The organism is Brooklawnia cerclae, assembly GCF_011758645.1.
GTDB lineage: Bacteria > Actinomycetota > Actinomycetes > Propionibacteriales > Propionibacteriaceae > Brooklawnia > Brooklawnia cerclae.
In genome coordinates this window covers 1,916,682-1,938,500 of the sequence record NZ_JAAMOZ010000001.1, presented here as the reverse complement: position 1 = coordinate 1,938,500, position 21,819 = coordinate 1,916,682, and the positions used below count along the sequence as shown (strand labels likewise).

General features: G+C 68.6%; 23 protein-coding genes. 12 read left to right on the top strand and 11 right to left on the bottom strand.

Going from position 1 to position 21,819, the window contains the following annotated elements; all coding sequences use genetic code 11:
• Positions 1–166: 166 nt before the first annotated feature.
• The 4 genes from FB473_RS08920 to FB473_RS08905 are packed head-to-tail and all read right to left on the bottom strand — an operon-like array spanning position 167 to position 4,422.
• Positions 167–1,735: an FAD-dependent oxidoreductase gene (locus tag FB473_RS08920; RefSeq protein ID WP_167166591.1), complete on the bottom strand. Its 1,569-nt coding sequence runs from the start codon at positions 1,733–1,735 to the stop codon at positions 167–169.
• A 1-nt stretch (position 1,736) separates the two neighbouring features.
• Positions 1,737–2,642, bottom strand: a complete 906-nt coding sequence (locus tag FB473_RS08915) for an FAD:protein FMN transferase (protein WP_167166589.1) — start codon at positions 2,640–2,642, stop codon at positions 1,737–1,739.
• Positions 2,639–3,127, bottom strand: a complete 489-nt coding sequence (locus tag FB473_RS08910) for an FMN-binding protein (RefSeq protein WP_167166587.1) — start codon at positions 3,125–3,127, stop codon at positions 2,639–2,641. Before FB473_RS08910 ends, FB473_RS08915 begins: the two co-directional genes overlap by 4 nt.
• The gene (locus tag FB473_RS08905) at positions 3,124–4,422 is read right to left on the bottom strand and encodes a YncE family protein (RefSeq protein WP_167166585.1); all 1,299 of its coding nucleotides are present in this window, start codon (positions 4,420–4,422) and stop codon (positions 3,124–3,126) included. The genes FB473_RS08910 and FB473_RS08905 overlap by 4 nt, the downstream gene beginning before the upstream one ends.
• A gap of 887 nt (positions 4,423–5,309) precedes the next feature.
• Here FB473_RS08905 and FB473_RS08900 point away from each other — a divergent pair.
• Positions 5,310–6,176 (top strand): IclR family transcriptional regulator, encoded by an 867-nt coding sequence (locus FB473_RS08900; RefSeq protein ID WP_167166583.1) that lies wholly within the window; start codon positions 5,310–5,312, stop codon positions 6,174–6,176.
• 6 nt (positions 6,177–6,182) lie between these two features.
• Here FB473_RS08900 and FB473_RS08895 read toward each other — a convergent pair whose 3' ends face one another.
• The 4 genes from FB473_RS08895 to FB473_RS08880 form a co-directional block, all read right to left on the bottom strand.
• Complete coding sequence (locus tag FB473_RS08895; RefSeq protein WP_167166581.1) at positions 6,183–6,743, bottom strand: alpha/beta hydrolase; 561 nt, start codon at positions 6,741–6,743, stop codon at positions 6,183–6,185.
• Between the two features lie 79 nt (positions 6,744–6,822).
• Positions 6,823–7,518, bottom strand: coding sequence for a hypothetical protein (locus tag FB473_RS08890; RefSeq protein WP_167166579.1), 696 nt, complete (start codon positions 7,516–7,518; stop codon positions 6,823–6,825).
• Positions 7,519–7,743: 225 nt separating this feature from the next.
• Entirely contained in the window at positions 7,744–7,971 is a 228-nt protein-coding gene (locus FB473_RS08885; protein WP_208390497.1) for an META domain-containing protein, read from the bottom strand.
• 123 nt (positions 7,972–8,094) lie between these two features.
• The gene (locus FB473_RS08880) at positions 8,095–8,682 is read right to left on the bottom strand and encodes a MarR family winged helix-turn-helix transcriptional regulator (protein ID WP_167166574.1); all 588 of its coding nucleotides are present in this window, start codon (positions 8,680–8,682) and stop codon (positions 8,095–8,097) included.
• A 119-nt stretch (positions 8,683–8,801) separates the two neighbouring features.
• Here FB473_RS08880 and FB473_RS08875 point away from each other — a divergent pair, with 119 nt between their 5' ends.
• Together FB473_RS08875 and FB473_RS08870 are read left to right on the top strand one after the other, a co-directional pair.
• Entirely contained in the window at positions 8,802–9,380 is a 579-nt protein-coding gene (locus tag FB473_RS08875; protein ID WP_167166572.1) for an NADPH-dependent F420 reductase, read from the top strand.
• A 46-nt stretch (positions 9,381–9,426) separates the two neighbouring features.
• Positions 9,427–10,365 (top strand): VOC family protein, encoded by a 939-nt coding sequence (locus tag FB473_RS08870; RefSeq protein ID WP_208390496.1) that lies wholly within the window; start codon positions 9,427–9,429, stop codon positions 10,363–10,365.
• 452 nt (positions 10,366–10,817) lie between these two features.
• Here FB473_RS08870 and FB473_RS08865 read toward each other — a convergent pair whose 3' ends face one another.
• Both FB473_RS08865 and FB473_RS08860 read right to left on the bottom strand, forming a co-directional pair.
• Complete coding sequence (locus tag FB473_RS08865) at positions 10,818–11,810, bottom strand: glutathione S-transferase family protein (RefSeq protein ID WP_167166570.1); 993 nt, start codon at positions 11,808–11,810, stop codon at positions 10,818–10,820.
• A complete protein-coding gene (locus FB473_RS08860; RefSeq protein WP_167166568.1) occupies positions 11,807–12,373 on the bottom strand; it encodes a GNAT family N-acetyltransferase in 567 nt (188 codons plus the stop codon). Before FB473_RS08860 ends, FB473_RS08865 begins: the two co-directional genes overlap by 4 nt.
• A gap of 938 nt (positions 12,374–13,311) precedes the next feature.
• Between FB473_RS08860 and FB473_RS08855 the strand changes: the two genes are divergently transcribed.
• The 9 genes from FB473_RS08855 to FB473_RS08815 all read left to right on the top strand — a co-directional run bounded on the left by FB473_RS08855 (position 13,312) and on the right by FB473_RS08815 (position 20,379).
• Positions 13,312–13,758, top strand: coding sequence for a TlpA family protein disulfide reductase (locus FB473_RS08855; protein WP_167166566.1), 447 nt, complete (start codon positions 13,312–13,314; stop codon positions 13,756–13,758).
• The gene (locus FB473_RS08850; protein ID WP_167166564.1) at positions 13,745–14,221 is read left to right on the top strand and encodes a DUF4395 domain-containing protein; all 477 of its coding nucleotides are present in this window, start codon (positions 13,745–13,747) and stop codon (positions 14,219–14,221) included. The genes FB473_RS08855 and FB473_RS08850 overlap by 14 nt, the downstream gene beginning before the upstream one ends.
• 66 nt (positions 14,222–14,287) lie before the next feature.
• Positions 14,288–15,286, top strand: coding sequence for a PLP-dependent cysteine synthase family protein (locus FB473_RS08845; RefSeq protein WP_167166562.1), 999 nt, complete (start codon positions 14,288–14,290; stop codon positions 15,284–15,286).
• Positions 15,283–15,807, top strand: coding sequence for a M67 family metallopeptidase (locus FB473_RS08840; RefSeq protein WP_167166560.1), 525 nt, complete (start codon positions 15,283–15,285; stop codon positions 15,805–15,807). Before FB473_RS08845 ends, FB473_RS08840 begins: the two co-directional genes overlap by 4 nt.
• Positions 15,795–16,094 carry a MoaD/ThiS family protein gene (locus FB473_RS08835; RefSeq protein ID WP_167166558.1) on the top strand — a complete coding sequence of 100 codons (300 nt, stop codon included), beginning with the start codon at positions 15,795–15,797 and terminating at the stop codon, positions 16,092–16,094. Before FB473_RS08840 ends, FB473_RS08835 begins: the two co-directional genes overlap by 13 nt.
• A 4-nt stretch (positions 16,095–16,098) precedes the next feature.
• Positions 16,099–17,262 carry a molybdopterin-synthase adenylyltransferase MoeB gene (gene moeB, locus FB473_RS08830; RefSeq protein WP_341770079.1) on the top strand — a complete coding sequence of 388 codons (1,164 nt, stop codon included), beginning with the start codon at positions 16,099–16,101 and terminating at the stop codon, positions 17,260–17,262.
• Between the two features lie 69 nt (positions 17,263–17,331).
• On the top strand, positions 17,332–18,282 hold the full coding sequence (locus FB473_RS08825) for a family 2A encapsulin nanocompartment shell protein (RefSeq protein WP_167166554.1): 951 nt from the start codon (positions 17,332–17,334) through the stop codon (positions 18,280–18,282).
• The gene (locus tag FB473_RS08820) at positions 18,269–19,852 is read left to right on the top strand and encodes a cysteine desulfurase (protein ID WP_167166552.1); all 1,584 of its coding nucleotides are present in this window, start codon (positions 18,269–18,271) and stop codon (positions 19,850–19,852) included. The genes FB473_RS08825 and FB473_RS08820 overlap by 14 nt, the downstream gene beginning before the upstream one ends.
• A 17-nt stretch (positions 19,853–19,869) precedes the next feature.
• Positions 19,870–20,379, top strand: coding sequence for a YbaK/EbsC family protein (locus FB473_RS08815; protein WP_167169368.1), 510 nt, complete (start codon positions 19,870–19,872; stop codon positions 20,377–20,379).
• Positions 20,380–20,400: 21 nt separating this feature from the next.
• Here the strand turns inward: FB473_RS08815 and FB473_RS08810 are convergent, their stop codons facing one another.
• Positions 20,401–21,783: an aminotransferase-like domain-containing protein gene (locus FB473_RS08810; protein WP_167166550.1), complete on the bottom strand. Its 1,383-nt coding sequence runs from the start codon at positions 21,781–21,783 to the stop codon at positions 20,401–20,403.
• Positions 21,784–21,819: the final 36 nt, after the last annotated feature.

Sequence of the window (21,819 nt, the reverse complement as noted above, 5' to 3'; positions counted from 1 at the left end):
CGGCCTGACCCGATCCACGAAACCCGCCCGGCATTGTGCGTAGTCAGGTCGTGTCGATCCAGTGCCTCCAGCCTAGATCGGCCATCTGCCCGGTGTGCTGGATTCGTCTTTTCGGCGTGCTGGGGCCATGCGCTGATGCCGACGTCTCACCGCGGGGCTCCCGGTCTCAGATGCCGACCAGTGCCTCGCTGCGTACCCGGAGCACCCCGGCGGCACGTAGCGCCCGTCGGTACCGAGCCACCGATCGGGGCGAGCCCGCGACGTAGGCGAGCCGTTTCCCGATATCGGGACACAGGCGTTTCAGGGCCTCCGCGTCGGGGACGGACCCTGTGAGCCGAAGCCAGTCCTCGGGCAGCTTCCCGTCCGTGTCGGGGCTGACCACGATCACACGGAAGCCGGAGAGCACCTCCGGATGGATGATCTCGTCGACATGCCGGACGCAGTGGATCAGGACCACGTCCCGTACCTCGCCGCGGGCGCGAAGCTGGTTGGCGAATGCGATGAACGGGGTGATCCCGACCCCGCCGGCGAGAAGCACGAGGGGAATGCCCGGGTCGCCGGGCAGCGTCAGATCTCCGCGAACACCTTCCAGGCGCAGGGGGGCTCCGTCGGTCAGCAGGCTGCGCTTGAACGAACTGAGCGGCTCGCCGGCGCGGAATATGATCTGCAATCCCGTCCCCGGGGTGCCTGTGGTGCTGGTGGGAGTGAACGCGCGACGGTTCCCGCGTGCTGTCCACGGCCCGGACGGTGCCGTCAGCTCCACGTACTGGCCGGCTTCGATGCTGATGGGACGCGAGGTGATCAGGTCGACCTCGACGATGTCGCCACCCAATGACCGCGTCGCACCGACCCGGGCGTCCACGGCCCGGCTGCGCCGCGCACGCAGCCCGAGAGCGACGAGGTTGCCCACCAGCACAGCCGTCGCAGGGGAGGACGACACGGTGAGGGCGCCGATGGACAGGCTGAAGGGAATCGCCAGCGCGATCCCGGACGCCACCCCCGCGACCACCTGGTGCAGGCGTCGTGCGGGCAGCAGTTGGGGATCGGTCACCATGAACGCCGCCCAGAAGACGACCGGATACGACCCGAGGGCCGAGGCGGCGGCCTGCGGGACGCTCGCGCCCGAGCCGGCCAGCCATACGGTGAGGCCCACGAGGCCCGTGATGAAGGCACCGGCAGCGGCGGGCCAGGTCGCGGAGCGCTGGAGCACGAGCAGGCCCGTGACTGCGACCATCGGCAACAGCACGGGGGTGGCGACCCACCAGCTACCCGATCCCAGGCCGACGAGCCCGCTCACAGCGAGCCCGACGGCCGCCGGGTTGACGAGGCGGCGTCCCCTCACCACCAGCGCGTACTTCGACACCGCGGCGATCCCCGCGGTCACCACGACGGCCAGTAACGAGACCCGATCGGTTCCCGGCCAGGCGACCAGGTGGACGATCAGCCCGGTGACGAGGGCGGACTCGTCCCGCACGGGCGCATGCCACAGCGCGGCGCACGCCCTGTTGGCCACGATGCTGACTGCCACCGCGACGGCCAGGCTCATGAGCAGGTCGATCGGCCCAGCGAGCAACTGCCCGGCGGCGGCCGCGCCCAGCGCGCACACCTCGACCAGCGCGAGCCCGGCCGCGGTCCACCGGTACATCGACCAGCGGCCGCTCCGGGCGACGAGACGTGCGAGCGGGCCGGGGGAGTGGCCTGGTATCGCAACGACCTGGGCGGATGAGGCATTCATGTCAGCTCTCCTGATGTTCTGTGAAGATCTCCAACCGTGGATCGTCCAACCACTCGACGGACCCGTCGGCCCTGACCCGGACGCCCACAGCCATGAAGGCCGAACAGACCTCGTCGAGGTCGGCGAAGAACAGCGCGGTGGCTGCGGCGTCCGCCATCAGAGCGGTGGACGCCATGGCCCAGGTGGCGACGATCCCGGTGACCGGTTCCCCGGTTCGCGCGTCCAGCACGTGATGGCGTCCGGCCCAGGCGCGCCGTCCGACACCGGATCCGCAGACCGCACCGCTGCCGAGCGTGAACACCCCGATCACCCGTCCCGGCTCGAACGGGCTCTCCAGCCCCACCCGTTCGGCGTCGCGGCGTGCGCCGGCGTCACGGACGATGTCGCCACCGGCATCGACGACCACCGGTCCGTGCCCGACGGTGCTCTCGTCCCGCAGCATCTGCAGGACGAGGTCGGCTATCTGTCCCTTGCCGGCCGCGCCGAAATCGAGGTTCACCGGCTCCCGTGTGTGCAGACAACGGCCGTCCCAGTGGCATACCTCGCCGAAGACCGGTGCCGGTCTCGCGCCCGGTCGGGGACGAAGGGTCGGCACCGCCCCGTACCCGAGGTGGGCGAGGCTGACCCCCACGAGGGGGTTGACCGCCCCACCCGTGAGTTCGTCGAGACGCCGGTAGACGTCGAACAGCGGATCGGCCTCGGGCGGGAACATGAACGTCCCCGCCTGCCTGGCCGCGGCCGCCACCGTCGAATCGGGCCGGAACCGCGAGAAGGCGGCCTCATAGGAGTCGATGCGATCGCGTACGGCGTCGGCGACCCATGCATCCAGTGGACGCGCGGTGTCGATGCGCCAGCGAGTGCCGGTGGCATGGAACTCCGACTCGGTCATCACTCGCGGCCGGCTCACCCGGCCTGCTGCTCGATCTGTGCGAGGGCCTCCGCGAAGCCCTCGGAAGTCAGCGAGGCGCCCGAGATCCGGACGGCGCGGGCCTCGTCCAGCGTCTTGCCGAGCACCTGGTCGCTGATCTGCTTGGCGAAGATGCGCTGGAAACGGTTCGACTCGGAGTTGGTGGCCTGCGGTGTGAACGTCACCGCGGTGATCACGTTCTCGTCCAGCGTGACCTCCACCTCGAACGGCTCGGGCCCGCCGGGAGGGTTGTCCTCACCGCTCACCCGGTAGACGTCGCCGCCGGCGGTGGCCTCGGCGCTCGACCCGGCCGTTGCCGAGGCCCCGTTCGCGTGCGACGAGGATGCCGGAACCGTTGAGTCGGGCGAGTGGCTGGCCGAGCAACCGGCCAGGGACCAGACGACCCCGACCGCGGCCATGCCGCCCGCGCCGACCAGGGTGGCTCGGCGCGAACCGGCATGACCGCCGCCTCGGGACTGACTCATCGGCCGTTCCGCCCGGGGATCACGAGGCCGTGGGGGTTCCAACCGATCTCCTGGGCGTCCAGCACCGTGCTCACCGACGGACTCGCGTCGTCGAGTGTGGAGGTGTCGAGCACGTGGAGATACCCCTGTCCGGACTCGTTGTCGATCACCGTGTAGTACAGCCAGCCGGTCGCCTCGTCCCAGATGGCGTGGCTGCCGCCGAATCCCGGGGTGTCGTACGAGTAGACCTCGGTGATCGTGGAGTAGTCGGGGTCGGCGTCCTGGAGCGTCGAGACGTCGATGAACTGCAGTCGGTTGCCGAGGTCGGCGGCTCCCGCGTCGCAGTCGTTCGCCTTCGCCTGTGCCTTCAGTTCCGTGGAGGCCAGGTATGTGCCGTCGGCGGAGATGGTGAAGTTGTGCGGGCGCCCGGGAACCGTCGCGACGATGGTCGGGGTGCCGGTCGAGATGTCGATGATGTTCACACCGGAGCGCGGGGTGGCACCCTCGGGGATCTGCCAGTCGGAGTTGCCCACGAACAGGTAGTTCCCGGTGGGATCGATGTCGAAGGCGTGCAGGGAGCCGTAGCCGATGTCGAGATCGAGCACCCGATCGGCATCGGACGGCACCGTGTCGGGCAGGCCGCTGATGTCGTAGCCGACGACGTGGTGCTTCTCTGCCGTGGTGGTGTAGTAGGTCTTCCCGTCAGGCGACACGGCGCCCGAGTGCGGCGAGGTGTTGTCGTTGGGGATGTTGCCGATGAACTCACCGGTCTCGGTGTCGAAGATGTTGATGCCCTTGGTCCCTTGTTCGGACGATGTGAACAAGAAGCGCCCGTCCGGCGTGCTCACGTTCTGCACGCCGCTGCCGACGTCGAAGCTGTGCTGGATCGCGTCCGAGTCGTCGTAGCTGATCACGCCGGTCTCGTGGAGTGCGGCGAGGTCGTAGGCACGCACGGTGCCGTGACCGGCCTCGGTCTCGTCGGAGCGGGTGCCCAGCCACAGCTGGGTGCCGTCGGCGGAGATGTTGACGAAGTGGCCGACCTCGGCATGGTCGCCGTCGTTGGGCAGTTCGATCGTCTGGCTCACCTGGCCGGTCGAACGATCGACGACGGACAGGGACGGACCGGCGTCCGGGAGGCCGGCGTCGACGCCGCCGGTGTTGACGATGTACGCGTCGCCGAGTTCTGCGGAGGACTCGTCCGTGGGTGTCGTGCCGGACGAGCAGCCGGCGACCAGCATGACGGCGGCGATCGTGATGCTCGCCGGGGCGAGAGCGTGCCGATGCCGGAGGCGAGCGGGAATCGATGGTGTGGACATGGGTGGTGGGGATCCTTGTCGGAGGGGATGGATGGGGTAGGGACGCGCCGCGGGCTCATGGAGTCCACGCGGGCTGTTCGGACTGGCACGGCGGATCGGCGTGCGGTTCCCCGGGCGGGGGCGACCGCGGTCAGGGTCTCCGTGAGGGGACGCGCCGATCGGCGTTCGGAGGGACGTGTGTCAGTTCGAGAGGCTGGTGTCGCATCGGGTGACGTGGGCGAGGACGCGGGAGACCGCGTGACGCCGAGGGCGACAGCCGGGATGGTGCCGGGTCAACAACACGAACAAGCGACCCGGCGGCTCGTACAGAGCGCCGGGGGCATGCCGCCCCGCACCACGGAGCGCAGGGTGCGGCCGAGACGACCGGAGAGCGTTCCTGCGTTGATCATGCGGGACACTGTAGCCACACCCCCGGGGGGTAATTGTCGGGGGGTTACCCTTCGAAATCGTGTTTGCCCAAGTGGCGCGATGCATCACCTGGCCATCGCACCGAATTTCTCGTAGTGTGGGAATGGCCTTGGGAGCGGCGGCTGTTCGCCGTTAGTCTTCCGGCCAGGCCGCCGTCGATATCGGTGGGCTGTCGAAGGGATCAGAATGAGCCGAAACGCGATGTACCGGGCCTTGTCGGGCCTGGACTTGCGTGCGTCTGCGCCTGCGGGATCGTCCGCCACGCGTGGCCTCGTTCTGGTTGATTCGAACTCTTGCTGTCGCCTCTGATGCCGGCAGCGCGTTCCCAGTCTCCGTACTGGGCGAACTCCCACTAGCGCCGTATCGCGGTCGCTGGGAATGGGCTGCCACCAGTCCAGTAGCCATTTCCCAGCGAGCGGAGTCTGACATGTTCGGGCAAGCAGTGATCGGAGCCCTGCGGCATCGAGCCGGGGGACGTTATGAGTGAGGTGGAGGCGTCTGTCGGCCGGGGCACGTCCACGACCTCCGGCGACTCGGTGGCGCTGGGCCGTGGCCTGGCGATCCTCGACCTGGTGCGGGGTATGGGCGGCGCCAGTGTGCCGCAGATCATCGAGCGGATCGGCCTGCCGTCATCAACCACCTACCGCCTGGTGGGTCAGTTGGTGCGGGCCGGCTACCTGATGGAGGTCGATCATCGCGTCCTCCCCAGCGACAAACTGAGCGAGGCGCGGTCCGTGGACGCGGCGCGGGTGCGCCATCTCGCGACACCGGTGCTCGTGCAGTTGCGCAACTACACGGGTCTTACCGCGCTGATCGCGATCCGCGTCCACACGGTGGGCAAGTGCGTCGAGATCGTCCGGGGGCAGGGTGCCTACAGGATGGCCTTCCAGCCCGGCCAGTTGCGAGCGCTGCATGCGGGGGCGAGTGTGCTGCCGCTGCTCGCGTTCGCCCCGCCCCAGGTTGTCGAGGAGACCCTGAACGGCCCGTCCAAGCGGCCTTCGACCGCCAGGCCGGAGCCGGAGGAGCTCAGGGGGGAACTGCGCCGCATCCGCAAGCGTGGATACGCCTTCTCGTCCGGCAGTATCGGGCCGGGGATGGTCGGGGTGGGCGTGCCGGTGCTGGACGGACGGCACTGCCTCGGCGCGCTGTCGCTCGTCGGGGAGGCTTCGCAGTTCTCGAACCTGAGGCCGCTGGTGTCGGAGTTGACGAGCGGGGCGAATGCGCTCGCGGGCATGATCAACCAGCACGGCGCGCTCGGCGTTCTCCCGGTCGGTTCCGACGACCCTGCCCGCAGGCAGCCGGTCCGGTTCGAGTCCGGGATCCGGGGACGACGCCGGGTCGGGTGAGTGGCCTCAGGCCCGTGCGCGCAACTGCGCGAGCACGTGGGGCAGGCGTGTGAAGCCGTCCCTCCCGAGGAAATGCCCGGCTGAGGGAAAGGTCGTGGTCTCGGCGTCCAGCAGGCGGGCCAGGGTGAGCGCATGGTCCACCGGCACGAACGGATCGTCGGCCGACAGCAGGACGCGGCGGTACACCGTGCGCGACGTGGTTCGGTGCACGTCGGGAGCACGGACGGTGAATGCGTCCAGCGGCGGCAGCTCAGGCAGGGGCTGGACGAAGCCCGCCACCGCGATGAAGGCGCCGAGCGTCCAGTCGCCGTCGATGCGGTCGAGGGCGTGCAGGGCGGTCACGCCCCCGAGGCTGTGGGTGACGATCGCGGTGTGCTCGTCCGGTGCGCCGATCTCGCGGGCAGCCTGGGCGACCCAGCTTTCACGGTCGGGATCGTCCGAGTTCGGCATCGTGGGGATCCGGACGCTCGCCCCGGTGGTCGCCAACTCGTCGGCGAGCCATCCGAACCAGTGATCGGACGGCGAGGCCTGGTACCCGTGGAAGACGATGACGCGTTCGATGCTCACAGGCACACAACCGTAGTGCCGACGCCTGCCGCGTGTCGGGGGCGTTCACGGCCGGAGAACGGCGTTCACGGCTGATGCGTCACCAGGTGACCATCGCGTCCCTGGCCAGCATGAAGCCGTGGCCGGTGGTGGTGTTCCAGCAGGTCAGATTCGCCTCCTGGCTGAGGCAGACGAACTCGCCGAGCACCACGGACTGGCCGTAGGCGAGGATCTGCACGTTGTCGGCCGCCTCGTTGGCCAGCAGGCCGCTGCGGGAGACGCTGGTCGCGGCACCGGTCGTCCCGAGCCTGACGGTGACGCGCCAGCTGGGTTGGCCGGCGGGATCCTCCGACGGATCGGGGAAGGTGTGCTCGGCTATGCCACAGGTCACGTCTTCCACGGACAGGTCGCAGCCGATGTTCTCGCTCGGCGTTCTCAGCACGTACTCGTCGGTGCCGTTGCCGAGGGCGGCGGAGTCGGCCAGCACAGTGGGCGCCTCGGCGCCGTCGGGTGCGGACCCACAGGCCAGCGAGACCACTCCGTCCGGCAGTGTGATCCCGTTCGGGCACTCGGCTGCCGCGGTGGTGGCTCCCGGGGAACCGGTGCCCGAGGTGCTGGGACGCACGGAACTCGAGGCGGAGTAGGTGGACACGGGTGTGGCGGTCGGCGTTGGCGTCTGGACAGAGGTGGTGTCGTCCGACGTGCAGGCCGCGAGGGCGAGCACCAGAACTCCCAGGATGACGAGGGGAAGCCTTGTCGGCGTGCCTGATGTGGGGTGCATGAAGCGATATGTCATTGTCGTCTTTCCTGGCGAGACCTTCGTTGTGCCGGCCGGACTGTCGATGTCGCCAACTCTAGACGTGAGCCTCCGCGGGTGTGTCGCCGGGCGGAAAACAGCGGCGGACGGTGTCGGGTGCCGCTGGTGCTTCCGGGCGTCCGTCCACCGCCGGGACGCGTACCACCGCTGAAGTGGCGCGTGTATCGGTTCCTGCCGGACGGGCTGTGCCGGGCGGAACCCGGGTCAACCGCGCTCGAGCGTCCCGATCTCGCGTCCCTCGGCGTCTCGCACGTGCATCACGTCGCCGTCGACGGTCGCCGAGGCGGCATCGCGCAACCAGGTGTCCACACCTTCACAGAACATCAGGGTTGACACGAGAGGACCGAACTCGATGATCTCGTCCCGCAGCGACCAACCGCCCGCGAGCCGGTTGCAACCATCCGATCCGGCCAGCCTTCCGTCGCTTGACAAGGAAAGATGTGGAAGGCCCCGGCCAAGGCGGCCCCATGCCCCCACGGGCGAGGATCTCGGCATCGCTGCCACCTTTCTGTCCCCGGTGCCGGGGACGATCCGTCACACCCTTTTCCTCGGAGCCTAGTTCGCGGCTTCTTCCGGTTGGGGGTCCGCCGCGCACGCGATGGGTTCCGTTGTTCCGTCCGCCGCACATGTGGCAACAGACTTCGCTGTTCCGTCCGCTGCGCAGGCGCCGTCCGCCGTGATCTTCAGCCGTGCGTCGGGGTCGAGCTTCGCCAGGATCGCGTACGACAGATCGGCCAGTTGGTGGATTCCGCTCTCGTCCAGCCCGGAGAGCACGAGGCTCCGCACAGCCTCGGCGTAGCGGGGCCTGGCTGCACGATGGGCGGCCAGGCCGGCGTCGGTGAGCAGCGCGTTGGTCGCCCTACCATCCTCGGCGCAGGGCGCCCGGACGACCAGACCCTTGCGTTCCAGGGCGGTCACGACCCGCGAGAGGCGGGGGAGCGTGGCGTTGGTGCGGCTGGCCAGTGCGCTGAGCCGCAGCCTGTGGTGCTCGGCCTCGCTCAGGGCTTCCAGCAGCGTGTACTCGAACGAAGTGAGCCCGATCGACGCCAGTTCGCGGTCGAGCGCCGTGGGCAGCAACTCGAGGAGCGCGTGCAGCCGAGCGATGGCCACGCGCTCGTCCGGCGCCAACGTCTCGTCCGTCATGAACTCATCCTATCAAATGGTTGTATCTTCAATTAACCTGCTCTACAGTGTTGGTTGTAGATACAAGTAAAGCGTGGTGCGCAGGGCGCGCGGCACACGAATCACACAAGGAGCAACTCATGGCCACCATCACGATCATCGGAACCGGCACCATGGCGAACGCCATCGGCGGAGTCCTCGCCAACGGCGGGAACAGCGTCGCCTACGTTGCGCACGAGCAGATCGGCACCGCGCGGATCGAGGGCGACATCGTCGTCCTCGCCGTCCCCTACCCGGCGCTCGACGGCATCGTCAGCGCCCACGCCGATCAGCTGGCCGGCAAGACTGTGGTCGACATCACCAACCCTCTGGACTTCACCACCTTCGACTCGCTCGTCGTCCCCGCGGGGTCGTCCGCAGCGGCGGAACTGCAGGCCAAGCTTCCTGCCAGCGCAGTGCTCAAGGCGTTCAACACCACCTTCGCCGCGACACTCGTATCGGGCAAGGTCGGCGACCTGACCACCACCGTGCTCATCGCGGGGGACGACGCCGAGGCGAAGCAGGCCCTGAAGTCCGCGATCGAGGCGGGCGGACTGACCGCGATCGATGCGGGATCGCTCAAGCGCGCCCATGAGCTCGAGGCTCTCGGCTTCCTTCAGCTCACCCTGGCCGCGGGCGAGAAGATCTCGTGGACCGGCGGCTTCGGAATCATCCGCTGACCTCGATCGCATTCCGACAAGCAACTCTTCGATCAGGGAGATGATCATGACCGCAACCGACGGCATCCTTCGGTCAGTCGCGACCGATGAGCGCGTCCTGGACGCCGGAACCAGCATGGACGCGGTCACCCTGCGTGTGGGCGACCTCGAGACCATGACGTCCTACTACGGCAATGCGCTCGTGCTGGAACCCATCGCCGAACGCCCCCGTGGCAGGGAGGTGCACCGGGTGCTGGGGCGGGGCGCCGTCCCGATGCTCCGGCTCATCCACACCCCGGGTCTGCCTCCGGTCGACCCGCGCCAGGCAGGGCTCTATCACACGGCCTTCCTCTTCGAGAACGCGGAGGATCTTGCCGCGACCGTCTACCGGGCGGCACTCGAACCCAGGAGCAGGTTCGTCGGTTCGGCCGATCACCTGGTGAGCGAGGCCTTCTACTTCACTGACCCCGAGGGCAACGGGATCGAGCTCTACACCGACCGGGATCGTTCCGAATGGCGGTACGACAACGGCAACGTGAGAATGGACACGATCTTCCTCGACCCGAACACCTACCTGCGCGATCACCTGACGCAGGAGGCCGTCGATGCGGGTACCGCCCGGGCAGGTCGGGTGGGCCACGTGCACCTCCAGGTCGGTGACCTCGCCGCGGCGCGCGATTTCTATGTCGGTGTGATCGGGTTCGAGAAGACCCTCGACACATACCCCGGTGCGCTGTTCGCCTCGGCCGGTGGGTATCACCACCATGTCGCCATGAACACGTGGCAGAGTCGTGGAGCCGGTCCTCGCGCGGCGAGCCTCGGCCTGGGCGACGTGGCGATCATGGTGCCCGGTCGCGACGATCTCGACGCCCTGGTGGGGCGGCTGAGGCGTGCCGGGATCGAGTTCGTCGACGATGGGCGCGCCGTCGTCGCGGAGGATCCGTGGGGCACCCAGGTGACCGTCGCGGTTCCGGGGACGGACGCGGACGAGTTGCTCGATCGATGACAGAGCCGTCACCACAGCGGCCGTTGGCTCGCGCCACGGCGTCTGTGAGGTGACCGGCGGAGGCCACGGTGGCAACCCCACCTGCCGTGGCCTCCACCGCCACTTCTGAATCACCGCGAGGGTGAACGATCTACGCCCCGGGCCGGCTGGGACGCCGGGATACCTCCCCGCCAACCAGGCCCTGTGGCTGGGCGGCATCGTGCTCCGACTCCCCGGTGGCCGGGTGGACTTCCGGCGCGTCCGCTTCGCTCGTGCTTCCCTCCGGTGTCGTCCTCACCGTGTTCCCAGCCTGCTCGGCACGAGTCTCTACGGCAGACCCGTGCGTCGCAGTTAGGTGAGGCTTACCTATTTAGATAGGAAGATCTAAGCAGACGCGCCGGGCACAGACAACTCCTGCTCGCCTCGTGGGACGGAGCGGGGCCTCTCGCCGGTGGTGAGGGACGATCCGCGAGTCAGTTCCTGCGGGTGGGCGCGTCCCAGTCGACGGCATATCCCGCGGCGATGATCCGGGTCGGGTTGATGTGCGGATGGGTCACGAAGTAGTGGCGCTTGATGTGGTCGAACTTCGTGGTGACGCGGAACGCGGGCTGCGCGTACAGGAATCGTGCGTAGTCCCACAGGTTGGGGTAGTCGACCAGGCGATGGATGTTGGCCTTGAAGTGGGTCGCATAGACGGCGTCGAACCGTGCGAGCGTCGGATACAGCCGGATGTCGGCCTCCGTGATGGCCTCCCCGAGCAGGTAGGTGCGATCCGCGAGTCGGGCCTCCAACAGGTCGAGGGTGTCGAAGAGTTGGACGACGGCCGCGTCGTAGGCCTCCTGGGTGCGTGCGAAGCCGCACCGATAGACCCCGTTGTTCACGGTGCGATAGATCAGGTCGTTCAACTCGTCGATCTGGGGACGCAGGGCTTCGGGATAGAGGTCGAGCCCGGGATCGCTCGCCCACTGGTTGAACTGCGAGCCCAGGTCGAGTGAGATGTCGGGGAAGTTGTTCGAGACGATCCGTCCGCTCGTGGTGTCCCACAACACCGGCACGGACACATGACCCGCGTAGCCGGGCTGGGTCGCCTCGTAGGCGTCCCGCAACAGGGTGAAGCCGTTGTAGGGGTCGAGGGTGAGATCGGGCCCGGGCCGGAAGGCCCATCCGCGTCCGTCGCGCACCGGGTCGACCACGGCGAGGCCGATGACGTCGGTGAGCCCTTTCAACTCGCGGACGATGGCCTGCCGGTGCGCCCACGGGCAGGCGTAGGAGATGTAGAGCACGTATCGCCCGGGCTCGGGGGGAAACTCGCCCCCGGGCTGGATTCGTCCCCGAAAGGGATAGTCGGTGCGGACGAAGGCTCCCTTGTCCTCGGGCTTCGCGTTCTTCGCCCAGCCCGACGCCTCTCCGTACTTCTCGAAATCGACGGGATCGGCCTGTGGCAGGACGGTGGTTTCTGTGGTCATTTCTGCTCCTCGGGAATGTCGAGAACGAATGCGAACAGGGGCACGTCGGAGCCGGGTATGTGCGAGTCGCGCCACGGCTGTCGCACGAAACCCAGCCTGCGATACATCGCATGGGCCTGCAGCATGTGCTCGGCCGAGTAGATCCCGACACGCTGGGCGCCGCGCTCGCGTCCCAACTCGATCACGTGCGCGATGAGGGCTTTCGCGACGCCCTTGCCCCGTCCCGCGGGATCGACGCCGAGCATGCGGAAGCCGATCTCGGGAACGGGCGGATCCACCACGTAGTTGCTCGGTTGACCGGCGGCAGGCGTGATGAGCGCTCCGACGAGGTCGTCGTCGATGCGCGCCGCCCACACGTCGGCCAGCCCGTCGAAGCGCTCCAGGTGATGCAGTTCGTCGCGGTAGTCGTCGTCGATGCCGTAGGACGTGTCGTAGGCGCGGTCCAGCACGTCACCGATCGCCCCGAACTCGTCGTGACCGGCTTGGCGGACGACCACGCGTGGGTTCGGAGGCGCCCAGGCCGATCCGATCGACTCGGTTGTGTTCGAGTGGACGTGTGACATGTCTCTCCTTGTCGACACAGACGATTCCAACAGGCCGGGTGGCCGCGAGGCCGGCAGCCTGATGCCGGGCGGATCGCGGGGCTCGGGGACCGTGGGTGACCGGTCCCCGAGCGCTCAGGGGATGGCACGAGCAGGCCCATTCGACCGGCTCGGACTCGGCGTCCGGTGGGCCGGACGCCGTCCGGCCGAAGAGCTGTGCCCTCAGGCCGGATGAGTGTTCGTGGTGTGGTGGACCGACTTCTCGCCGCTTCGCGGCTCGGAAGAAGCCTTCGCGGGTGGGTGACGAATCACAGGGGCCGTCGGTGGTTCGGTGTGCACAGGGTGGCAGATCGAACCGGGGGCGGTCACGATCGTCGGATCAGCGCGGGGCTGGCGCCTCGGCTCGATTCCGGGCAATACGGATGCGGACGAGCGGTCGGTCAGCGGTGACGACAGGGACAACACACCCGCACGGCATATGCCTGCGGGACCGAGCGCACGATTGCGTTCACGGTTGCTCCTCGCCATGACGATCTGGTTACCGGGGGTATTCAATCCCCCGTGGCGACCGATGTCAAACCTCTGCCCAGTACGGGCGGGCCTCGTGTCGGGACGCCTCGGGGGCCCCGCGATCGCTGCCGGAGGTGCGATGGGCTTGGCGGTGGGGCATGCGCGTAGTAGTCTGCGGTGCCATGGTGACGAACAGGACCCCGATGGTGACCGCTCCGCGCGTCGCTGTGTCCTGTTGTCCCGTGTGCTGACCGCGACGAGCACGCATCCCCTGTGCGGCCCCCATCGGGTGGCCCTCGGAATCCCAGTGATCTCGTCGTCTTTTGCCGCCGCGTGAGATCTACGTCCTCGTGGACTCCGCACCTTCGCAAGAAGACGACCGCTCCGCCTGAAGGGCCTGTCGGCCGACGTCTTCGCGATTCCCGATCATCGACCCGGGAGCACAATCAATGTCTTTGCCGCAAGCTCTCATCGTCCTGGCCGCGCTGGTAGCCGCAACGGGCGCGCTCGCGATCGTCCTGCGCGCCCGCGCAGGTCATGGCCGGGCCGTCTCGCGCGCCACCGTGGTCGCCGCATCCGATCTGGGATCCGGCGAACCGCTCGGCGAGCTCGCCACCTTCGTCCAACTCGGGACGACGTTCTGCGCGCCCTGCCGTGCGACCGCCCGCCGGCTGTCCGACTTCACCGCGACGCGTCCCGGGGTGGCGCACCTCGACATCGACCTCGCGGAGTCTCCGGAGCTGGCCGACCGCTTCAACGTCGTGGAGACCCCCACCACCCTGCTGCTGGACCGCGGAGGAGTCGTCCGGGTCCGGTTCGCGGGGGTCCCACGCCCCGACGACCTCGAACACCACCTGCACGTGATCACCACAGGAGACAACCATGACCGTTCCTGAAACCAGGCCCCGGCAGATCGACCCGCGTGGGCCGCGATTCGGTGCCGCCATCACCAGCGTCCTGCTGGCGGTGGACATCGTCCTCGCCCTCACCGGCCAGAGGCTCGCGGCGCTGATTCTGCTCGGCGTCATCGCCGTGCTGTTCGCCATCGGCGCGTCCGGCGCACCCTTCCACCCCTGGAGCCTGATCTTCGCCCGGCTCGTCCGCCCGCGCCTGGCCCCACCGGCCGAGACCGAGGACGCCGCCCCACCACGGTTCGCGCAACTCGTCGGGCTGGTCATCACGGGTATCGGGTTCGTCCTCGGCCTCGTCGGAGTGCATGCGGCAGTGCCGATCAGCGCCGCGCTCGCCTTCATCGCAGCATTCCTCAACGCGTCCATCGGGTTCTGCCTCGGCTGCCAGCTCTACGGCCTGCTCGTCCGCCTGCGTTCGAAGCCGGTGTCAGGCCCGAGCCAGGCCTGACACCGGCCGGGTTCGCCGCCTCGCGCGATTCCGCCGGCATCCACACGACACCCGAGGACATCTTCCATGGCGATTCTGCCTCCACCCGTCTTTGTTCACTCCCTGATCGGCCATCTGCCGTTGTTCGCCGCGATCGGGCACACACCGCTGATCGAGCTCACCCGAGTCGGTCGCCTGCCCCTCGGCGTCCGGCTCTTCGCGAAGGCCGAGTTCATGAACCCCGGGGGCTCGGTCAAGGACCGGGCCGCCGCGGCGATGGTGCTCGACGGGATCGAGCGCGGGCTCCTGCCCGATCCGACGTTTCCGCTCGCGGATCGGCCACGTGGCTCGGTGCCGACCATCATCGACGCCACCAGCGGCAACACGGGGATAGCGCTGGCGATGATCGGTGCGGCGATCGGCGTGCCCGTGGCACTCGTGATGCCGGAGAACACCAGCCCGGAGCGGAAATCGACCATGCGGCACCTGGGCGCGCGGGTGATCGACACGGTGAGCGCTGCTGAAGGCTCCGACGGGGCTTTCGAGGCCGTGCGCGAGATCGTCGGGCGTGATCCGGATGCCTACTTCTACCCCGACCAGTACAACAATCCGGCCAACGCGCGGGCCCACGAGTTCGGCACGGGCGCGGAGATCTGGGAGCAGACCGACGGCACGGTGACCCATTTCGTCGCGTCCATGGGCACGTCGGGTACTTTCACCGGCACGGCCCGGCGGCTCAAGCGAGAAGATCCCCGCGTGCGGGCGATCGCCGTGCAGCCGGATTCGCCGCTGCACGGTATCGAGGGAACCAAGCACATGGGCTCGACCATTCGTCCGTCCATCCTCGACGAGACCCTGATCGATGCCGTGCAGCCGATCTCGACCGAAGATGCCTACGACCTGACACGGAGCCTGGCGCGCCACGAGGGGTTGTTCTGCGGGATCAGTTCGGGAGCGAACGTCGCGGCGAGCCTGCGGGTGGCCGCCACGGCGCCACCTGGATCGACCCTGGTCACCGTCCTGCCGGACTCGGGGTCGCGGTATCTCAGCGACCGGTTCTGGGGCACCGAGGGGGCACGGTCATGATCACCGTTCCCGATGTCGTCCTCGAACGAATCCGCATCGACGCCGTGCAGGCCTACCCGGACGAGGGTTGCGGGGTGCTCCTGGGGCGGTTCTCCGAGGACGGGCAGGAGCGCATCGTCCAGGACGTGCAGCCGCTGGTCAACTCGCGTGAGCCGCAGGAGCGGTACCACCGGTTTCGCATCGAGCCCCTGGACTACCTGAAGGCCGAGCGCCAGGCCGCCGAGTGGGGCCTGGAGATCGTCGGCATCTACCATTCCCACCCGGATCATCCGGCGGTTCCCTCGGACTACGACCGCGATCACGCCTTACCCGGCCTCAGCTACATCGTGGTCGCCGTCCGCGGCGGACAAGCCGACGAGCCCGTGGTCGCCGTCGAGCCGGTAGCGGAGCGGACGACCAGTTGGACGCTGGCCGAGGACCGCTCGCAGTTTCGGCTGGAAGCCGAGCTCGACCCCGTCGACGCACGCGCGTCAATCGATCGTCAGTCATTCGACAAGGAGCAATACTCATGGCCATCGTGACCATTCCGTCCGTGCTGCGTACCTATACGGCGCGCCAGAGCCGCCTGACCGTGCCGGGAGCCACCGTGGAGGAGGTCGTGTCGACGCTGGCGGCCTCATATCCCGATCTGGCCCCGCACATCCTCGACGACCGGGGCGACCTGCGCAGCTTCGTCAACGTGTTCGTGGGGGAGCAGGACATCCGCTCTCTCGACGGGGTGACCACACATGTGGACGACGACTCGGCGATCCTGCTCGTCCCGGCGATCGCCGGCGGTGCGCCGGAACCGGCCGGGCGGGCGGAGTGAGCCCGTGTCGCCCAGCGAGTCGATAGTCCCCGGGGATCGGCTGACCCCGCTCACGCAGGCCGAACTCGGCCGCTACAGCCGCAACATCCTTCTTCCCGAGGTCGGGATCGAGGGACAGGAACGCATCAGATCGGCCCGCGTGCTGATCGTCGGCACCGGCGGTCTCGGCGCGCCGATCGCCCTCTACCTGGCCGCGGCCGGGATAGGGACGATCGGCCTGGTCGACTTCGATGTGGTCGAGGAGTCGAACCTCCAGCGTCAGATCATCCACACGACCCGCGACGTCGGTCGTCCCAAGACCGCTTCGGCGCGAGACCGGATCCGGGCGATCAACCCCGCTACGACGGTGATCACCCACCAGGTGGCTCTCACCAGCGAGAACGCCCTCGACATCCTCCGGGACTACGACGTGATCGCCGACGGCACGGACAACTATCCGACCCGCTATCTCGTCAACGATGCCGCCGTGTTCCTCGGCAAGCCCGTCGCCTACGGATCGGTGTACCAGTTCGACGGGCAGGTGACCGTCTTCGACTCGACGCGAGGCCCGTGCTACCGCTGCGTCTATCCGACGCCTCCTCCGCCCGACCTCGTGCCGTCGTGCGCCGAGGGTGGTGTGCTCGGGGTGCTGCCGGGTCTGGTCGGTGTGCTCCAGGCCACCGAGGTGCTCAAGCTCGTCGTCGGCGGCGCCGACCCGCTCATCGGGCGGTTGCTGCTGGTCGAGGCGTGGAGCACCAGGTTCCATGAAGTGGGCATCGCGAAGAACCCGAAATGCCCGGTCTGCGGCACCGATCCGAGCGTCACGGAACTGATCGACTACGAGCAGTTCTGCGGCCTGCGCCCGCAGGCCGAGGCGAAACCCGTGCCCGGCATCAGCGCCCACGACCTCAAGGCGCGGCTCGACGCCGCCGAACGGCTCCAACTCGTGGACATTCGCGAGCCGCACGAGCGGTCCCTCGCCCCGTTCCCGGGCTCGCGCCCGGTGCCCTACGGACAACTCGTCCGGCGCATCGACGAGTTCGACCCCTCCGTCGACCTCGTCTTCCTGTGCACGATCGGCCAGCGGTCCGTCTTCGCCATCCGCGCGTTGCAGCGGGCCGGCTACAGCGGGCACATGCTCAACCTCGTCGGCGGCGTCGCCGACTGGACGAGCGAATTCGGCGACTGACGCCCGGGCAGGCGCGAGCGTCAGGGCTAGCGGCAACGACACAACCATCCATCCGAGAGGACAACCCACATGGCCACCAAGGATTCCCCGAAACCTGTCGCGCTCTCGCACGAAGCCGCCTATCAGCTGGCCGACGTCACGAAGACACCGCCACAGTTCGGTGCCCTCACCCCGAAATGGGTGACGCGGCTCCTCGAGTTCAAGGGCCTTGAGACCGGCCTGTTCCGGGTGAACAAGGTCGTGGAGGGCGACAGTCCCCTCGAGGTACTGTGCAGCCGCGATCCCGCCCAGACCGATATCCCGCAGGGGTTCGTGGACTACCAGACCAAGCCGCGGGAGTACCAGCTGTCGTCCATCGCCACGATCATCAACGTCGACACGGCGGTCTCCGACATCTACAGCGCCCCCTACGACCAGACTGCGACGCAGATCGGGCTGGCCATCGAGTCGCTCAAGGAGCGTCAGGAGTCGCAGATCATCAACAACGACGACTACGGGCTGCTGAAGAACGTCGCCGACTCGCAGCGGGTACAGCCCCGGTACGGCGCGCCCACCCCCGATGACCTGGACGAGCTGATCACCAAGGTGTGGAAGGAGCCCAGCTTCTTCCTCGCCCACCCGCGAGCCGTCGCGGCGTTCGGCCGCGAAGCGACCAAGCGCGGTGTGCCGCCGGTCACCGTGAACATTCAGGGCGGCACCTTCCTGTCCTGGCGGGGAATCCCGATCATCCCTACCGACAAGCTGTTCGTGGACGGGCTCAAGAACCCGACCGCCAAGTCGGGCAGGACGAACATCCTGCTCGTCCGCACCGGTGAGGCCAAGCGGGGCGTGGTGGGCCTCTACCAGACCGGGCTGCCGGGCGAACAGTCGCGCGGTCTGTCGGTGCGCCTGCGCGGCATCGACGACAACGGGCTGGCGTCCTACCTGCTGTCGATCTACTGCTCGGCCGCGATCCTCGCCGACGACGCTCTCGCGGTGCTCGAGGACGTCGAGGTCGGTGAATACCATGACTACGAGTGAGTGGCGGGCTCCCTCACTCGAAGGCCAGATCGGCCGGCTGGCTTCCCTGTACTTCCCCGAGTTTGCGACCGCCCCCTCGGCGGGGCCGTCCGCTGCACCAGCGATCACGCCCACGGTCCCCTCGGCTTTGTCGCCACAGGTCGTCCCGGCAGCGGCCGCATCGCTGGGGCACGTCGTGACCCGGGTACCGACCGGGCCGTGGGCGCCGGAGATCCCGGCCCCGGCGGCCGACGCCGAGGAATACCGTCCGCGACTGGTGCGTCTCGGCGAGGAGCACAGCACGCCGCCGACCGTAGGCACCCGGGCCGACCGGCGTCCCACCCGTGGGCGTTCGCAGGCCTTCGTCGGGGCCCGAAGCGTGGAATCGGTTCGAGAGGACTTTCCGATCCTGGCCGAGGTCGTCGACGGCAAGCCGCTCGTGTGGCTCGACAACGCGGCCACGACCCAGCGCCCGCGTGCGGTGATCGATCGCCTCGTCCGCTACTACGAGCACGAGAACTCCAACGTCCACCGGGCTGCGCATGCTCTCGCTGCCCGGTCCACCGACGCCTACGAGGCGTCCCGCCGGACGGTCGCCGGCTTCATCGGCGCGGGCTCGCCCGACGAGATCGTGTTCGTCCGGGGCACCACCGAGGGCATCAACCTCGTGGCGCGGTCGTTCGTCAGGCCGAGGCTGGCGCCCGGGGACGAGGTCGTGCTCACCCGGTTGGAGCATCACGCCAACATCGTGCCGTGGCAGATCGTCGCGGCCGAGACGGGTGCGGTCATCAAGGTGGCCCCGATCGACGATGACGGCCAGATCGAACTGGGCGCCTATTCCCGGCTCTTCACGCCCCGCACCCGGTTCGCGTCGTTCGCGCATGTGGCGAACGCGCTCGGTACGATCACCCCAGCCGCCGAGATGATCGCCATCGCGCATTCGCACGGCGTGCCGGTGTTGCTGGACGCGGCACAGTCCGCGCCGCACCTGCCACTGGACGTGAGGGCGCTCGACGTCGACTTCCTGGTGTTCTCGGGGCACAAGATCCTCGGACCCACCGGCATCGGTGTGGTCTACGGGAAGGGCGAACTGCTCGAGGAGGCCGAGCCGTACCAGGGCGGAGGCAACATGATCGCCGACGTCACCTTCGAGCAGACGATTTATCAGCCCGCACCGGCGAAGTTCGAGGCGGGCACCGGGAACATCGCGGACGCGGTCGGGTTGGCGGCGGCCATCGAGTACGTACGGGGCCTGGGCATCGAGAACATCGCTGCCTATGAGCACGCGCTGCTTGTCTACGGCACCGAGGCGTTGCGGCGTGTCCCGGGCGTCCGCATCGTCGGAACCGCTGCGCAGAAGGCGACCGTGCTCAGCTTCGTGCTGGACGGGCACTCGGTCGAGGAGGTCGGCCAGGCGCTGAGCCGTGAGGGGATCGCCGTGCGTGCCGGCCACCATTGTGCCCAGCCGGCCCTGCGTCGTTTCGGGCTCGAGGCCACCGTTCGTCCCTCGATCGCGTTCTACAACACCTGCGACGAACTCGACGCGCTCGCGGATGTGGTAAGAAACGTGGCCGGGGGTGGCGTTTGGTGAGTAGATGGTTCGATGTGATGGGGCCGGTTCCGGCATCCGAGCACCCGGAGTTGTTGGGGGCGCCGGTGCGTGCCGCGTTGGGGTACGTGCCGGAGGCCTACGTCTTCGAGATCGATCCCACGATCTCCGACACGGATGCGTTGTGTCAGGCCCATGGCTTGCCGCTCGAGGTCATGGGCAACGCGGTGCTCGTGACAGGACGACGCCAGGGCGAGGAACGCCGGTGCTGCGCGATGGCGCTCGGCAGTCGCCGAGTCGATGTGAACGGCGTACTCAAGCGCAGGTTGGATGTGCGCAAGGCGTCGTTCGCCCCGATGGAGGAGGCGACGGAGTCCTCGGGCATGGAATACGGCGGGATCACACCGGTCGGGCTCGGCGCCCAGTGGCCGGTTTGGCTGGACGAGACGGTCCGCGACGTCGAGTGGCTGTGCATCGGGTCGGGGGTGCGCCGTTCGAAGCTCGTGCTCCACGGCGCGTCGCTGTTGGCCCTCCCGGGAGCCGAGTTGGTCGAGGGCCTGACCCGCTGATCCGGGTCCGTCCGGCCCGGGTCATGCGCGAGCGGCCCTGGCCACGATGGCAGCCACGGCGTCGAAATCCGAGCGCAGTGCTCCGAGTGTGATGCGCAGGTGGCCGCCGGAGCCAGGCGCAGGTGCGTTCTCCGGGTGCGCCAGGAACTCGCTGCCCGCCGAGGCGCGGATTCCGGCCGCCAGGAGACGCGCCATGGCCGCCTCCTCGTTCGCCACCGGGATCCACATCGTCAGGCCGTCGCCCGGGGTGATGACCAGACCGTTGTCCGCCAGGGCTTTGGCGAACAACGTGCGGCGATTGGCGTACTCCTGAGAGGCGTGCGCCACCGCGGCCTGGGCCCGGGTGTCGGTGAGCATGCTGGCCAGCACCATCTGGAGCACACGACTCGTCCAGCCGGCGCCCATGAGCCGCCGGGCGACGATGGCGTCCACGACGTGTGCGGGCCCGCCGACTCCCGCGATGCGCAGGTCGGGGCCGTGGGTCTTGGAGTACGAGCGGACGTGCACAACGCGGTCGGGCAGGTAGGTCCCCAGGCTCATGTCACGTACTGGTGCGATCCGGCCGCTGTGGTCGTCCTCGATGATCACGAGCCGGTTGCCGCCGCTGGTCCCGCTGGTGCGCGCCCGGATGATGGTGGCCAATTCACGCACTCGCGTGGGTGTCATCGACACGCCGGTGGGGTTCTGCGCACGTGGCTGCAGGATCATGGCCCTGGCGCCGGCCGCGATCGCGGCCTTGACCGATCCCGGTGTGGCGCCGGCATGGTCGAGGCCGAGCGGAACGCGAACCAGCCCGAGCTGGTCGAGTATGTCGAACACGGGGGGATAGCCCGGGCTCTCGACCGCGACGCGGTCGCCGAAGCGGACCACCTGGTTGAGCGTCCGGATCAGTCCGTCCATCGCGCCGTTGACCACGGTGATGCGCTGGGCCCGGAACGGCCAGGTGTCCTGCAGCAGCGATTCGAGCCGCGGCAGCACCGGGGGAGCCAGATACGAGTTCACCTGGACGAGTTCCAGGTTCGCCGCGGCGACCATGAGCGGCTCACGGATGTCGGGCAGCAACGAGGGATCCGGCGTGCCGGTGGACAGGTCGAGATGCACCTCGGTGTCGATGTTCCGGGCGCGCCGGTAGCGTGGCGGCAACCAGCTGGCCGGTGTGGGCAGGACGAACGTCCCCGCGCGTCCCCGCGACTCGACCAGACCGAGCGCCGACAACGTGTTCCACGCTGCCCCGACGGTTCCCGTGCTCACCCCGAGCCGAGTGGCGAGGTCGCGGACGATCGGCAGCCTGTCGCCGGCCGACACCGTGCCCTCGTTGACCATGCGGGCGACCCCGGCAGCGATCTGGGCGGGGCTGTGTCCTTCCAAGCCGGCGGCGATCTGGGCGGCGGTTATCTGGGGCATCGAGCGTCCTTCCTCGGCTCACCGGCGTGGGGCGCG

Coding starts and splice junctions, on each gene's coding strand:
- FB473_RS08880 (WP_167166574.1), bottom strand. CDS start 8,682: ATGACGGACGAGACGTTGGCGCCGGACGAGCGCGTGGCCATCGCTCGG.
- FB473_RS08870 (WP_208390496.1), top strand. CDS start 9,427: ATGACCGCAACCGACGGCATCCTTCGGTCAGTCGCGACCGATGAGCGC.
- FB473_RS08845 (WP_167166562.1), top strand. CDS start 14,288: ATGGCGATTCTGCCTCCACCCGTCTTTGTTCACTCCCTGATCGGCCAT.
- FB473_RS08815 (WP_167169368.1), top strand. CDS start 19,870: ATGGGGCCGGTTCCGGCATCCGAGCACCCGGAGTTGTTGGGGGCGCCG.
- FB473_RS08825 (WP_167166554.1), top strand. CDS start 17,332: ATGGCCACCAAGGATTCCCCGAAACCTGTCGCGCTCTCGCACGAAGCC.
- FB473_RS08850 (WP_167166564.1), top strand. CDS start 13,745: ATGACCGTTCCTGAAACCAGGCCCCGGCAGATCGACCCGCGTGGGCCG.
- FB473_RS08855 (WP_167166566.1), top strand. CDS start 13,312: ATGTCTTTGCCGCAAGCTCTCATCGTCCTGGCCGCGCTGGTAGCCGCA.
- FB473_RS08860 (WP_167166568.1), bottom strand. CDS start 12,373: ATGTCACACGTCCACTCGAACACAACCGAGTCGATCGGATCGGCCTGG.
- FB473_RS08835 (WP_167166558.1), top strand. CDS start 15,795: ATGGCCATCGTGACCATTCCGTCCGTGCTGCGTACCTATACGGCGCGC.
- FB473_RS08910 (WP_167166587.1), bottom strand. CDS start 3,127: ATGAGTCAGTCCCGAGGCGGCGGTCATGCCGGTTCGCGCCGAGCCACC.
- FB473_RS08865 (WP_167166570.1), bottom strand. CDS start 11,810: ATGACCACAGAAACCACCGTCCTGCCACAGGCCGATCCCGTCGATTTC.
- FB473_RS08890 (WP_167166579.1), bottom strand. CDS start 7,518: ATGACATATCGCTTCATGCACCCCACATCAGGCACGCCGACAAGGCTT.
- FB473_RS08900 (WP_167166583.1), top strand. CDS start 5,310: ATGAGTGAGGTGGAGGCGTCTGTCGGCCGGGGCACGTCCACGACCTCC.
- FB473_RS08905 (WP_167166585.1), bottom strand. CDS start 4,422: ATGTCCACACCATCGATTCCCGCTCGCCTCCGGCATCGGCACGCTCTC.
- FB473_RS08810 (WP_167166550.1), bottom strand. CDS start 21,783: ATGCCCCAGATAACCGCCGCCCAGATCGCCGCCGGCTTGGAAGGACAC.
- FB473_RS08840 (WP_167166560.1), top strand. CDS start 15,283: ATGATCACCGTTCCCGATGTCGTCCTCGAACGAATCCGCATCGACGCC.
- FB473_RS08820 (WP_167166552.1), top strand. CDS start 18,269: ATGACTACGAGTGAGTGGCGGGCTCCCTCACTCGAAGGCCAGATCGGC.
- FB473_RS08875 (WP_167166572.1), top strand. CDS start 8,802: ATGGCCACCATCACGATCATCGGAACCGGCACCATGGCGAACGCCATC.
- FB473_RS08920 (WP_167166591.1), bottom strand. CDS start 1,735: ATGAATGCCTCATCCGCCCAGGTCGTTGCGATACCAGGCCACTCCCCC.